This window comes from Arthrobacter sp. MYb227 (genome assembly GCF_002975435.1).
Classification (GTDB): domain Bacteria; phylum Actinomycetota; class Actinomycetes; order Actinomycetales; family Micrococcaceae; genus Paeniglutamicibacter.
Genome location: NZ_PCPT01000002.1, coordinates 147,698 through 160,942, shown reverse-complemented (window position 1 = coordinate 160,942; position 13,245 = coordinate 147,698). Strand labels below are relative to the sequence as shown.

The following is a 13,245-nucleotide window of genomic DNA, read 5'->3' as shown; positions in this document are numbered from 1 at the left end:
ATGGAATCCTTATCCCTGCTTATGGAGGGCTTTTCACAGGCCCTGACTCCCATGAACCTGTTGTGGGTGGTAATCGGCGCGGTCCTTGGAACCGCCGTGGGCGTGCTGCCCGGACTCGGTTCGGCCATGGCCGTGGCGCTGCTGCTTCCCATTACCTTTTCGCTTGAGCCGACCGCGGCATTCATCATGTTCGCCGGGGTCTACTTCGGCGGCCTCTTCGGGGATTCGACCTCCGGGATCCTGCTTAATACCCCCGGTAACTCTTCTGCCATTGCCTCCACCTTCGAGGGCCACCGCATGGCACTTGACGGCAGGGCGGCGAAGGCGCTGGCCACGGCGGCCATGGGTGCCTTCATCGGCGGTCTCATCGCGACGACGGTGGTCGTCTTCTTCGCCCCGGTGCTCGTGAAGATGGCAACGGCGTTCGGCCCCGCCGAATACTTCGCTCTGGCGGTCTTCGCCTTCCTCGCGATTTCCTCGGTGGTCTCCGATTCCGTGGTCAAGGGCCTAATGTCCTTGGGACTGGGTTTGGTCCTGGCCCTGGTGGGCGTCGATGGCCCGTCCGGAACGGCCCGCTACACGCTGGGCATGCCGGAACTTTTCGACGGCATGTCGATTGTCGTGATCACCGTCGGGCTGCTCGCACTCGGAGAAGTTCTGCACATCGCCTCGCGCATCCACCGCGACGAGACGGCTGTCCGCGTGGAGTCCAAGGGCCGGCCACGTTTGGACCTGAGCGACATCCGCCGGGCCATGCCGGCCTGGTTGCGCGGCACCGCGTTCGGCGTTCCGTTCGGGGTCATTCCGGCCGGTGGTTCCGAGGTCCCCACGTTCATGGCCTACGGCCTGGAAAAGAAGCTCGCCGCCCGCAACGGCGACACCGATTTCGGCACCACCGGATCGATCCGCGGCGTTGCTGCCCCCGAAGCCGCTGCGAATGCCACGGCCGGCACGGCCATGGGCGCCCTGTTGGCCCTCGGCCTGCCCACCTCGGCAACCGCAGCCATCATGTTGGCGGCCTTCCAGCAGTACGGCATGCAGCCAGGTCCGCTCTTGTTCGAACGCAGCGGTCCGATGGTGTGGACCTTGCTCGCCTCGCTATTCATCGGCTTGGTCATCCTGTTGGTCCTGAATATGCAGTTCGCCGTGCTTTGGGCCAAGCTGCTGCTCATCCCCCGGCACTACCTGTATGCCGGAATCACCGTGCTTTCGGTGCTCGGCGTGTACGCGATCAGTTCCTCGATCGTTGACTTGTGGATCCTGCTGGGCGTAGGCCTCTTAGGATTCATGATGCGCCGTTACAAGTTCCCGCTCGCACCGGTGCTAATCGCGGTGATCCTGGGCCCGCTGGCCGAGACGGAACTGCGCCGCGCGCTGACCGTCTCCCAAGGCGACCTGTCGATCCTCATCGACAGCCCGGTCACCATAGTGCTGTACGGACTGTTGGCCATTACCTTGGTGATCACCGGTATCCAGCACCTGCGCCACAGCAAGACGGCACGGAGCCAAGCCCTGAAATTCGACACCGATAAGCTCGGCGTCTAGGCACGCGGATCCGGAACTAGGAAACATCATCAAAAGGGGGAGAGCGTCACATTTGACCCGCGGGGCACCCCCACTGCTGGTGTCTCTCGCACCGCTTGCGGGCCAGGGACTTCAAGGAGCTCAGCGGCGACCGTGCAACAGTTATACGCAAACCCTGCGAGCGGGAAAACCGCTACTTGCCGCATCCAAGCTCATCCGCCCCGTGGACGAGGTCCAGGTGCGGAGCATCATCTGCATCGTGGTGCGCAGCGGTCAACGAGGCGCGCCCGGTGGACCCGGCCGGGCGCATGGACAGCACGATGGCGTTCGTCGGCACCCGGGCCATGTTCGAGCGCGCAGGATTCCGCGTCATCGGCACCCCCGACGCGGTGGCCAACCGGATGCCGCGGCTAATCATGCGCCGCGACCTTTAGGTCAGCGACCAGGAGCGCTTGGAGAGCCCGAACCAGAAACCATCGATCGCGGTCTTGGCCTCTATGCCACCAAAGGCATATGCCGCGCCGAGTGCCACATAGAGCGGAGCCCAATGCTCGGAGCGCGGGTGCGCCTCCCGCGCGGCCGGTGCCTTGTGCAGGAAATCGAGGATGGAATCCACATCTCCGCGCGCCATGGCCTCTTCGGCCCAGTGGTCAAATTCGCTCGAAGCGGTCAAGGAAGGCTCCCCCTGCGGCCTGAAGGCAACGCCCCCCATGCCGGGCCTTGGCCTAGAACGGGTAATCGGCGATCTGCGGGCGCATGGTCAACCACTGGGTTTCGGTAAACGCCTCAATGTTGGCCTGCGCACCGCCAAAGCGCGATCCGGTCCCGGAGGCACCCACCCCACCAAATGGTGCGTTTGCCTCATCGGTGACCGTCTGCTCATTGATGTGCACCTTGCCCGAATGCACGCGATCGGCAATACCCATGGCCAGCCCTACGTCACCTAGGATGCCCACCGAGAGCCCGTACTCGTTGGCATTGACCAGCTCGATGAGCTCATCAATCTCGCTGAACTTCATCACCGGGGCCACCGGGCCAAAGATCTCCTGGGCGAATGCCGGGTTTTTCGGGTCCAGGTCCGCGAGCACCGTTGGCGAGTAGAACAGGCCCTCGCTGCTTCCGCCAGCAACTAGGCGACCGCCCGCGGCAACCGATTCCTTCACGATCGCATCGATGTTTGCCAGCTGACGTTCGTCGATAATGGGTCCCAGTGCTACCTGCCCGGTATTCGGGTCTCCCACCGGCAAGTTTGTCGCCTTAGCGGCGAGCGCTGCCACGTAATCGTCATAGAGCGATTCATGAACAAAGTGCCGTCCGGTGGTCATACAGATCTGTCCCTGGTGCATAAAGGAGCCAAATGCACCGGCCGATGCGGCCTTCGCCAGATCAGCTCCCGGCAACACGACTAGCGCGTTGTTGCCACCGAGTTCAAGGTGTACGCGCTTCAGATTCCGGGCGCCTGCCTCGCCGACCTTTCGCCCAGCTGCTGTGGATCCGGTGAAGGAGACCACACGCACCTCGGGCGCTTCAACTACTGCAACTCCGGTTTCTACACCGCCGGGCAACAGCGAGAGCAGTCCGTCGGGAAGCCCCGCCTCTTCAAAGATGCGCATCAAGGCCACGCCGCCGCAGACCGCCGTGCGCGGATCGGGCTTGAGCAGCACCGCATTACCCAGAGCCAGTGCCGGGGCCACCGAGCGGATCGAAAGAATTAGGGGGAAGTTAAACGGCGCAATCACAGACACAACGCCCGCGGCACGACGCCGCGCAAATGACCAGCGAGCCTCGTTTGAGGTGAGCACATCCCCCTGTGGGTGGGAGGGAAGCGCCGCGGCCTCGAAACATTCCTGTGCTGCGACGTGGGTTTCGAGTCCGGCTTTGGGCCCGATGCCGCCAGATTCTCGGATGATCCAGGATTGGATCTCCGCTGCGTGTTGTTCCCAGAGGTCTCCTGCTCGGCGCAACACGGCAGCTCGTTCCTCGGGTTTGGTTGCTGCCCAAGCTACCTGCGCCTTGGCGGCAATCGTCGCTGCGCGGTACACGTCCTTGGTGCTGGCAACGCCGATGCTTCCCAGCACCGCACCGGTTGCCGGCTCAATCACGTCTTGGGTTCCGCCCTCGGCATCCACCCAGCCGGCAATATTGATCTTGGAGTTCCAGATTGATTCATCAAGCAATGGCACGGGGTGCACTTTCCTTCACAAACGACGGGTCGGGCGCATCAGCGCACCTCAAAAACCTTGAGGTTTCTGGGCAACTGGCACCCGCTCTCATGTGTAACGCTAGGCCAGAACCGATGTTCAGTCCATAAAGTTTCACGCACCAGCAACATAGAAGACTTCGATATGGTGTACCCATGAGCATCGACCTGAACCTATTGCGGACATTTCTGGAAATTTACGAGGCTCGCAGCGTAACCCGAGCGGCACAAGAGCTCTCACTGACCCAACCAACCGTCTCGCATTCGCTTTCCCGGCTAAGGTCCCAACTGAGTGACCCGCTCTTTGTCCGCGGTCCGGGCGGGCTCGAGCCGACGGCCCGCGCCAACGAGCTTTATCAGGTTTTCCGCTCCTCGGTCGATGGAATCGATGGCGCCGTTGATTCCACCGCGGCTTTTGATCCGGCCACCACCACACGCACCTTCCGCATCTGCCTCTCGGACATTGGCGAGGTCATTTTCCTCCCCTCGATCATGCGCCACCTGGGCAAACTAGCACCGCACGCAATCCTAGAATCGGTGCCCATGAACGTTGAGCACATCCCCCAGTGGCTGGCCCACGGCCGGATCGATGCGGCACTGACCTCGCTGGTGCTTGGCGGCAGCGCCAGACGCGAGGGCGTGATCCAAGATCGCTACGTCGCCCTGCTGCCGCGCGCGATGGCCCCCGCCGAACCAAAACTCACAAGCAGCCAATTCGACTCGCTGAACTTCGTGACCATCGACCAAACCGCCGGCCACGGGCAAATCGAGGCTCGCTTGGCCGAATCCGGAATTAGTTTGCGCACCACGCTGCGCGTCCACCACTTCTCGGTCCTTCCCTCGGTGCAGCTCGAAGGCTCCCTGGCCTCGGTGGTTCCGCTTGAAATTGCCGAACGCTTCTGCCGCCAATGGCCGCTGGTCTACCGCGAGCTTCCGGTCGATAGCCCCGCGTTCTCGGTGGACATCTATACGGATCAGAAGATCGCCGCAAGCGGTCCCACCTACTGGTTCCGCAAGCTGGTGCGTGAATCCCTACGCGATATGCCCTCGGCGCTCGGCCAACCAATAAACTAGTTTTTCTTTTAGGCTCACCGGCGCTATAGCTCATGGGCATTAAAAGACTCTGCCATCGCAGATTCCAGAATTGGACTCTGCGATGGCAGATGCGCACGCCCCGAACGGGGAATGCCGCTTAGAAAGCTAGGCCGAAGCCTTCTGAGCCTCACGCTCTACGACATCATCCTGCGACTTTGGCTTGGGGATGACCGCAATGGCCAGCATGCCAAAGAGCGCGGCACCAGCAAAGAGGTAGAAGCCCCATGGATAGGCGTGGCCGCTGGCAACCAGCAGGCCGGTAATGCCCGGTCCGGCAATGGCGCCCAGGCGTCCGACGCCTGCAACCATGCCCATACCGGTGCCCACCACGTGCTTGGGGTAGATGTAGCCGACGAAGCCGTAGACCAGTACCTGCGCACAGAAGACGAAGAACCCGGTCACCAGCACCACGCCGTTGAGCAGCAGCGAGCTTTCCATACGGATGGATAGCAGTGCCAGCAGCACGGCCGCGGAGGCAAACCAGAACATCGTGGTGCCCTTGACGCCGCGCTTGTCGGCGATGCGTCCACCCACCAGCAAACCGGCGATGGCGCCGACGTTGAGCACCAGCAATAGCACCAGGGAATCGGAAACGTTGTAACCGGCGCCGCGCATCAGCTGCGGCAACCAGGTATTCAGACCGTAAACCAGCAGCAGCCCCATGAACGCGGCAATCCACAGGCCAACGGTCGAGCGGGTCAAACCATTGGAGAATAGCTCAACCATGCTGGACTTTGGCGCCTTGGTGCCGATGTCCTTGAGGCCTGCGGCGTGGGTTTCGGGCAGCTTCGCATACATGAATGGAAGAACGACTAGGCCCAGCGCGCCACCGATGTAGAAGAGCAGGTGCCAATCGGCATGGGCGAGGATCGCAAAGAGCGAGGCGGCCACGGCGCCGACGTGGTAGCCGGTCATGGTGATGGTCGAGGAGTGCGCCCGGGCGTTCGACGCCGAGGCTTCTTGCATCATGGTGATGGCAACCGGCATACAGGCGCCCATGCCCAACCCGGCAATGAAACGCACGGTGGCCAGCAAGGCAACGGTGGGCATTAGCGGGAAAAGGATGGTAAAGATCGAGAAGACCAGCACGCAGAGCATCAGCGGAGTGCGGCGGCCAAAGCGGTCGGAGATGGGGCCAATCAGCACCGCACCGGCACCCACACCTACCAGCGAGACGGTGGCGATGAAGGTTGCGTCAATCGCGGTAATTCCCGCATAGGCGGTGTCGATCAATTGTGGAATGGAGGCCGAGAGCGCGACGATGTCGAACCCTTCGAAGACGACCGTTAGCCAGCACAGGGCAACGACCCATTTATTGCGAGTGGATTTCATGAAGAATGCGGAACCTTAGCGACGAAAGTTTGACACCAACCGGTACATGGCGCCCATCACTACCCAGTGTGCCTAAGGTCGCATTATCTTGTCCAATAGATGCGGCGTGCGCCACACATAGAAAAAATCTATGATCGCATGCGAATTCGCGCACTCCCTCAAGGGCCGGCGGGGAAGGCGCCCCGCACGATGCTCTCGGCACACAAGCCCCGCCCCAGCACAAATGAGACGACACTCACTTCTCTCGCACCTCAACCCTTAGGTCAGCGTCCAACACCGGGCGGACCCCCCTAGCAAAATCCTTCGATGACGCTCTTGGTTTCCAGGCCAAGACCAACGACCTCGCAATAAAGTACGGCTCCTCTAGAATTAGGCTGAATCCCGCATACTTACCGTGCAACACACTAATTCCGCCAAGGTCAGAGCCCGCGGCACGGATGCTACCGCCCCACACCACCACTCGAACGGAAGCCAGCAACCCCCATGTCATCACCGACCACACCGACACCCGAGGAACGCCAATCGGTGCTGCGCACGCTGCGCTCCCCCAAATTGCTGGGCATCGAAATTCTTGGTGGGCTGGTGGTGGCGCTCGCGCTCATTCCCGAGGCCATCGCGTTCTCCATCATTGCGGGTGTCGATCCGCGCGTGGGCCTGTTCTCCGCATTCACCATGGCCGTGACCATCGCCTTTGTCGGCGGGCGCCCGGCCATGATTTCCGCGGCCACCGGCGCCGTTGCCCTGGTGATTGCGCCTTTGGTGGCAAGTCACGGGGTGAATTACCTGGTCGCGGCAATCCTGCTCGCCGGCCTCTTCCAGATCCTGTTGGCAGCACTGGGCGTTGCCAAGCTCATGCGCTTTATCCCGCGCCAGGTCATGGTCGGATTCGTCAACGCACTGGCAATCTTGGTCTTCATCGCCCAGCTGCCCGAGCTCATGAACGTGCCCTGGCTGGTCTACCCGCTACTCGGGCTGGCGCTACTTATCGTTTTCGGGTTGCCACGGATCACCACCCGAGTTCCGGCACCGCTGGTGGCCATCGTGGTACTCACCCTGATCACGGTCTTTGCCTCCCTGACGGTACCCACGGTGGGCGACAAGGGCGAGCTACCCTCATCCCTGCCCGAATTACTTTTCCCGCAACTCCCGCTGACCTTCGAGACGTTCAAGATCCTCGCGCCTTATGCACTGGCCGTGGCATGTGTGGGCCTCCTCGAATCTCTCATGACAGCCAAACTTGTGGACGATATAACCGATACGCGCTCCAATAAGACCCGTGAGGCCTGGGGTCAGGGCGTGGCAAACCTGGTCACCGGGTTCTTCGGTGGCATGGGCGGTTGCGCGATGATCGGCCAGACCATGATCAACGTCAAGGCCTCCGGCGCCCGCACCCGGATCTCCACCTTCCTGGCCGGAGTATTCCTGCTGGTGTTGGTGGTGGTCTTTGGAGACGTGGTTGCGCTGATCCCCATGGTCGCGCTGGTGGCCGTGATGGTCTTCGTATCGTGGGCGACGTTCGACTGGCATTCCATCCGTCCATCGACGCTGCGCCGCATGCCCAAGAGCGAAACCGCGGTCATGCTCATCACCGTGGCAGCCACGGTTTTCTCGCACAACCTCGCGATCGGCGTGGGCGCCGGGGTACTGACGGCGATGGTGCTCTTCGCCCGACGCGTGGCACACTTCGTCACGGTCACCCGCACGCTCGATGCCACCGGAGAAACAGCAATCTACACCGTCAACGGCGAGCTATTCTTCGCCTCTTCCAATGACCTCTACACGCAGTTCGAGTACGCGCTGGACCCGGCCCGTATCGTGATCGACATGCATGCTTCGCACCTCTGGGATGTCTCGACGCTTGCCGCACTCGAGGCCATTAGTGCCAAGTATGCAGCGGCCGGAAAACACGTGGAAATCACCGGGCTGAACGAGGCAAGCGCCGCCATGCATCAACGCATGGCCGGGCACCTGGGCTAGCGAAATGCTGCACTCTTAGTCCGATAAGAGCGACCCGCCAAGATCAATGCGGTGCCCGTTAGCTTACGATGCTGCGGGCGAACTTCCGCAGGTCATTGGCAAACAACTCCGGCTGCTCCATGGCGCCAAAGTGGCCTCCGGCCGCGTGCTCGGTCCAATGCACCAGCGGGAATCGTCGCTCCATCCAAGCCCTAGGTGACTTGAGAATTTCCTGCGGAAATATTCCTGCACCGGTTGGAACCACGACCTTCCCCGCGGCCCCCTGACCCGATCTGATCGCCAGGTATTGTTCCCGGTAAAAATGCATGGCGGACGAGATGGTGTCGGTGAACCAGTACAACGACAGGTTCGTCAGGAACAGGTCCCAACTCACCGCATGACGGATGTCCCTGTCCCAGTCCCGTTCACAATCGGTCCACTGGTAGAACTTGTCCAAGACCCAGGCACACCACCCCACCGGAGAATCGGTGAGTGCAAAACCCAGGGTTTCCGGACGGGTCTTTTGTATTTCAAAATACCCCCGGCCGTCAATGGCCTTAAACTCGTTCTCTTCCAGCCATTTTCGCTCGTGCTCACGCACCAAAGTCATCGGATCAGCCACATCGCTTGGCGGGATCGGATGTGTCAGTGTCACGTGCAACCCCAGGACGCGTTCGGGGTAAAGCGAAGCAATATGGGTGGCAAGGAGGGTGCCCCAGTCTCCCCCATGCACCATGAATCGCTCGTAGCCCAGTTCCTTCATCAGCGCGGCCATCCGATGTGCGATGCGAACCGGTGACATCCCTGCTTCATCGATCCCCGGGGAAGCACCAAACCCCTGCAGTGAGGGTGCGACGACGTGGAAAGCTTCTTCCCCAGCACCGTTAGGCTCTACAAGCCGCGGAATGACCTCAAGAAATTCGACCACCGACCCCGGCCACCCATGTAAGAGCAAGATTGGTGTCGCATCTTCACGAGCCGCCCGAGCATGCAAATGGTGAAGGGGCAACCCATCGATGTCGCTCAGGAAGTTTGGAATCGCATTGATCCGCTGTGCCGCGGCCCCAAAATCAAAGCCATCGCGCCAGTACTCGACAAGCTCGCGCAGATATCCAGAATCAACACCAAAGTCCCAATCGGCCACCTCGAATCGCCGCGGCCACCGGGTCATGGCAATACGAGACTTCAGCTGCGTAACTGCCTCGGCGTCAAAACTGACTTCATACCGACCTGTCGACATTAAACGTGCCTCTCGTGTGCCAGATGATGATCCGTCCAACCCTGTGTTGGGCCCCCCTGAGCAACCCAAAAACAAGCTACCACGGCTCAAACCGGTTTCATCCGAAAATCAGCTATCACTGTGCAAACCCACGTTGACGAGGCCTTCGGCGGTCCCCTCCGCTGCGAAGCGTGCCATCTAATCCGCTGGCTGCTGAGGTCCGGCAGGTTCCCACCCTGACCACAATTTCACCCGAATCAATCGGCTACGTAGAGGTACGGTGCGGATGTGCAAGCCATCGCTAGATCGCGGCTTCATGTCTCAAGCGACCTCACCACGCTGCGCCATTCGGGAATTCAGAGCGCGCCAGTCAACTTAGTGGTTCCACCGATGGACGCAACACTAGCGGTATGGCCTGGAAACTAGACTAGCGAGCGTTCTGCGCAGCGATACTTAGCCTAGGGCCACGGCGCTGGTGCGGTAAGCGGTCAACCCACCATCAACGCGTATATCCGTGCCATTAATCCAACGGGAAGACTCGGAGAGCAGGAACAACACCACCTCAGCAATGTCTTCTGGTTCACCGAATCGACCAAGCAGTGCCGCGGCGCCTTCGACCTTTGCCGCGCCGTGGTCTGCCTTGAAGTCCTTGAGGATCGGAGTCTGTACCGGACCAGGGCTCACGGAGTTGACCCTGATTCCGGCGCTTAAGTTCTCCGCCGCGAATTCACCGGTCAGCAGCATCACACACTGTTTTGAAAATAGGTAGGACTCCCCCGATGACTCAATGGCGGTACTTACCAAAGCCAATGCTTTTTCACGGTCCGCAGCTAGCGCAAACGCACCAAGTTCTGGCGCGTTCCCACGCCAATCCCAAGCAACAGAGGATGCCAAGTTCACAACCGCGGCACCGGGCACCAACAACGGGGCCAACCCACGGGTTAGATCGCGTACAGCAAAAACATTGACGTTTAAGACGGTGCGCCATGGTGCGGTTCCCGGAACGCCAGCGATATTCGCCAGACCGGAGATTCCATTCGGGGCCAACGTGCTGACTTCTTCGACTACCTGCTCGATTCCGGCGCTCGTGCCGAGATCTCCCCGCACAAAAGCACCATCGAATTCCTCGGGCACGGTTCTATCGACGCCGATCACGGAAATTCCTTTAACGCGCAACGAGGCTACGGTCGCTGCACCGATTCCGGAAACTGCTCCCGTGACTACGACTGGTGAATTGAGCTGATTCATATTGCATCCCTCGGCATGCTAGGTCTGGAGGTAAAAAATCTAGGTGCGGGCTTCAACCGTGCATCTTCATGGGTGTGCCCGTCTCCAGTCTGCGGCGTTTGCGGACCAGTAACCCGGATAGTTTTCATCCAATGGAAACATTATGTGGCTTTGCACCCCGGTTCGGGAATGCTTGCATCAGCAACACCTGCGAATTCGCTTTTCGAAAGGCCAGCCCGATGACCATACCCACCTACGACGTCTTCGATCCCGCGACCCTCGAACGCGTTGGTTCGGCTCCCGAGCATACACAAGCCGATGTGGAACGCGCCATCGCCTCAGCCACCTCGGCATCCCGGGCTTGGGCTGCAGATCGCACAGCCCGCAAGGCAAATCTCAAACAAACCGCGGGGCTCATCAGGACCCGAGCCGCCGAACTGGGCAGCATCCTCAGCCGCGAACAAGGTAAGCCATTGCGCGAGGCCGTCACCGAGTTCCTCGTCGCAGCAGACCTCTTCGATTACTACGCGAACCTGGCTTGGGACGAAACAGAATCACTGCCAGACCGGGCCGGCCGACAAGTGCAGGTGCACCACCGACCCGTGGGTCTGGTTGGAACCATCACCCCATGGAATTTCCCCATTTCCCTACTCGCCGTGAAGCTGGCGCCCGCCTTGGCCGCGGGTTGCACGGTGATTGCTAAGCCTTCACCCACCACCCCGCTATCCACCATCGCGCTCATTGAATTACTCAACGAGGTATTGCCGGCAAACGTGGCACAGGTCCGCACCAGCTCACGGCGCACCGTCAACGTTGCGCTCAGCTCCCTTCCCGGAGTCCGTAAAATTTCCTTTACCGGATCCACCGATGTCGGCATCTCGGTAGCTACTCAGGCGCTCCAAGGCGTCAAACGAGTCACCTTGGAATTGGGTGGAAATGATCCGGCCATCGTGCTCCCGGACGCAGATATCCGCACCACCGCCCGTGGCATCGTTGCCAGTGCCTTCCGCAATGCGGGGCAGGTCTGCATGGCGGTCAAACGCGTCTACGTTCCACGAGAATTAGCCGGCGAGCTCACCGAAGCCATCAGCGCCGAGGTTTCCGCCCACGTGATAGGTCATGGAATTAACGATTCAACCACGATGGGTCCGATGCACAACGCCGCACAGCTGGCCACCGTACAAGCCATGATCGCCCAAGCCACAGCGGCCGGCGCCACGATTGCCCACGGTAACGAGCGCGGCACCAAGTTGCCAGGTCATTTCTTGGCTCCCACGGTGATCGCCAATGCCACCGACGGCATGAGCATTGTCGATGAGGAACAATTCGGCAACGCGCTACCAATCGTTTCTTACTCCGATGAAAACGCCTTGATCCAGATGCTCAACGGTCAAGAGTTCGGCCTCGGGTCCTCACTTTGGACTCCAGATGAGGACCGGGCCCAGCAACTTGCCGCAACCCTGGAAACCGGCACCGTCTGGATCAACCAACACACCGTCGTTGAGCTGGATGCGCCCTTCGGGGGCTGGAAGGCCTCCGGAGTTGGCCGCGAACGCGGACGCTACGGCCTTGACGAATACCTAGAAACCCGCACCATCAATGCCCGTGCCCATGCATAACGGCACCTACGAAAGGCACTCGGACATGGATTCCCCGTTTGAGCTCATCACCCTCGGCACCGCCGCTGGCCCGGCCATTCGCGGCCGTGAAGACGGTATTGCCAGCGCCCTGCGCGTGGAAGATGCTTTCTATATGATCGACTTTGGGCTCGGCGCCACCCGCGCCGCCCATGAGGCCGGGCTCCGTGGAAAGAATTTCCGCGCAGGATTCATCACCCACCTGCACTCGGATCACGTTGTTGAGCTGCCCGCATTCCTGCTCTGGAACTGGGGGGCGCCCGTTGATGGGTTCACATCCCCAGTCCAGATCCTGGGTCCGGGTCAAGACCCAACGCACCCGCGTGGTGCCCAGCTGGCCGGTACCGCGTCCATGGTCGAGCACACACTTGCAGCTTATTCCTATGACACAGATATCCGTGCCACGGATGAGGCCCGCCCCGTGCTTCGCGATTTGGTACAGGCACGCGAGATTGAGGTTCCAGCACCCGGCAGTAGCGACATCTTCGTGGTTTACGAGGACGAATTGGTGAAGGTCACCGCGGTATTGGTCAAGCACCCGCCGATCTTCCCTGCGCTGGCGTTCCGTTTCGACACAGCTTACGGATCGGTTACGTTCTCCGGCGATACTGCCGAATGCGAGGCACTGGCGGTCCTGGCACAAGATACCGATATCTTGGTCCATGAGGCGGTCAACCTCGAGTTCTTCAAGGCCGGAAACTTCAGCCCCACTTTCCTTGATCACCAGCGACTCTCGCACACCCCTGCCGAAGGTGCTGGTCGCATCGCCACCCAGGCAGGTGCCCGTTCACTGGTGCTTTCACACTTCGCGGGCATCGCTTCAGCCGAGGAATGGGAAAGCGCGGCAGCGACTACCTACACCGGGGACATCACCGTGGCGACCAGCGGCCAACGCTTCGTTGTACGGCCCACATCGGTGCAGTCTCTGGCCTAAATATTCTCTCGCTGGTGTCTCACCGCCGGCGCAAAAGCCCGTCTTCTAGCTTCGCCTTTCTCAAGGTCGATGCCAGGAGACGGGCTTCTTCGCTGCATAAAATCCGAAGCCCCAGAATGAA

General features: G+C 60.7%; 10 protein-coding genes and 1 pseudogene. 5 read left to right on the top strand and 6 right to left on the bottom strand.

All coding sequences use genetic code 11. The features are described 5' to 3' along the window. The gene (locus CQ018_RS04770; RefSeq protein WP_105548847.1) at nt 1-1,545 is read left to right on the top strand and encodes a tripartite tricarboxylate transporter permease; all 1,545 of its coding nucleotides are present in this window, start codon (nt 1-3) and stop codon (nt 1,543-1,545) included. 172 nt (nt 1,546-1,717) lie between these two features. On the opposite strand, the gene CQ018_RS20000 is transcribed toward CQ018_RS04770, so the two are convergent. From CQ018_RS20000 to CQ018_RS04755, 3 genes and pseudogenes are all read right to left on the bottom strand, one after another. After that, nucleotides 1,718-1,897 (bottom strand): hypothetical protein, encoded by a 180-nt coding sequence (locus CQ018_RS20000; protein WP_181149733.1) that lies wholly within the window; start codon nt 1,895-1,897, stop codon nt 1,718-1,720. Nucleotides 1,898-1,954: 57 nt separating this feature from the next. Further along, nucleotides 1,955-2,191: pseudogene (locus tag CQ018_RS04760) on the bottom strand (dioxygenase); the annotation flags it as partial. A gap of 58 nt (nt 2,192-2,249) precedes the next feature. Further along, complete coding sequence (locus tag CQ018_RS04755; RefSeq protein ID WP_105548846.1) at nt 2,250-3,707, bottom strand: benzaldehyde dehydrogenase; 1,458 nt, start codon at nt 3,705-3,707, stop codon at nt 2,250-2,252. Nucleotides 3,708-3,880: 173 nt separating this feature from the next. Between CQ018_RS04755 and CQ018_RS04750 the strand changes: the two genes are divergently transcribed. After that, nucleotides 3,881-4,798 (top strand): LysR family transcriptional regulator, encoded by a 918-nt coding sequence (locus CQ018_RS04750; RefSeq protein WP_105548845.1) that lies wholly within the window; start codon nt 3,881-3,883, stop codon nt 4,796-4,798. 126 nt (nt 4,799-4,924) lie between these two features. Here the strand turns inward: CQ018_RS04750 and CQ018_RS04745 are convergent, their stop codons facing one another. Beyond that, nucleotides 4,925-6,151, bottom strand: coding sequence for an aromatic acid/H+ symport family MFS transporter (locus CQ018_RS04745; RefSeq protein WP_105548844.1), 1,227 nt, complete (start codon nt 6,149-6,151; stop codon nt 4,925-4,927). Between the two features lie 483 nt (nt 6,152-6,634). Between CQ018_RS04745 and CQ018_RS04735 the strand changes: the two genes are divergently transcribed. Continuing rightward, complete coding sequence (locus tag CQ018_RS04735; protein WP_105548842.1) at nt 6,635-8,128, top strand: SulP family inorganic anion transporter; 1,494 nt, start codon at nt 6,635-6,637, stop codon at nt 8,126-8,128. A 58-nt stretch (nt 8,129-8,186) separates the two neighbouring features. Here the strand turns inward: CQ018_RS04735 and CQ018_RS04730 are convergent, their stop codons facing one another. Continuing rightward, the gene (locus tag CQ018_RS04730) at nt 8,187-9,347 is read right to left on the bottom strand and encodes an epoxide hydrolase family protein (RefSeq protein ID WP_105548841.1); all 1,161 of its coding nucleotides are present in this window, start codon (nt 9,345-9,347) and stop codon (nt 8,187-8,189) included. A 432-nt stretch (nt 9,348-9,779) separates the two neighbouring features. Beyond that, nucleotides 9,780-10,574 (bottom strand): SDR family oxidoreductase, encoded by a 795-nt coding sequence (locus CQ018_RS04725; protein WP_105548840.1) that lies wholly within the window; start codon nt 10,572-10,574, stop codon nt 9,780-9,782. Between the two features lie 218 nt (nt 10,575-10,792). Here CQ018_RS04725 and CQ018_RS04720 point away from each other — a divergent pair, with 218 nt between their 5' ends. Beyond that, entirely contained in the window at nt 10,793-12,172 is a 1,380-nt protein-coding gene (locus CQ018_RS04720) for an aldehyde dehydrogenase family protein (protein ID WP_105548839.1), read from the top strand. 25 nt (nt 12,173-12,197) lie between these two features. Continuing rightward, on the top strand, nt 12,198-13,124 hold the full coding sequence (locus CQ018_RS04715; RefSeq protein WP_258142405.1) for an MBL fold metallo-hydrolase: 927 nt from the start codon (nt 12,198-12,200) through the stop codon (nt 13,122-13,124). The last annotated feature ends 121 nt before the right edge of the window (nt 13,125-13,245 follow it).

What these genes read in the sequence shown, in the direction of transcription:
- CQ018_RS04715 (WP_258142405.1), top strand. Translation starts at nt 12,198, where the DNA reads ATGGATTCCCCGTTTGAGCTCATCACCCTCGGCACCGCCGCTGGCCCG.
- CQ018_RS04735 (WP_105548842.1), top strand. Translation starts at nt 6,635, where the DNA reads ATGTCATCACCGACCACACCGACACCCGAGGAACGCCAATCGGTGCTG.
- CQ018_RS04725 (WP_105548840.1), bottom strand. Translation starts at nt 10,574, where the DNA reads ATGAATCAGCTCAATTCACCAGTCGTAGTCACGGGAGCAGTTTCCGGA.
- CQ018_RS04770 (WP_105548847.1), top strand. Translation starts at nt 1, where the DNA reads ATGGAATCCTTATCCCTGCTTATGGAGGGCTTTTCACAGGCCCTGACT.
- CQ018_RS04750 (WP_105548845.1), top strand. Translation starts at nt 3,881, where the DNA reads ATGAGCATCGACCTGAACCTATTGCGGACATTTCTGGAAATTTACGAG.
- CQ018_RS04730 (WP_105548841.1), bottom strand. Translation starts at nt 9,347, where the DNA reads ATGTCGACAGGTCGGTATGAAGTCAGTTTTGACGCCGAGGCAGTTACG.
- CQ018_RS04745 (WP_105548844.1), bottom strand. Translation starts at nt 6,151, where the DNA reads ATGAAATCCACTCGCAATAAATGGGTCGTTGCCCTGTGCTGGCTAACG.
- CQ018_RS20000 (WP_181149733.1), bottom strand. Translation starts at nt 1,897, where the DNA reads ATGACGCGGAATCCTGCGCGCTCGAACATGGCCCGGGTGCCGACGAAC.
- CQ018_RS04720 (WP_105548839.1), top strand. Translation starts at nt 10,793, where the DNA reads ATGACCATACCCACCTACGACGTCTTCGATCCCGCGACCCTCGAACGC.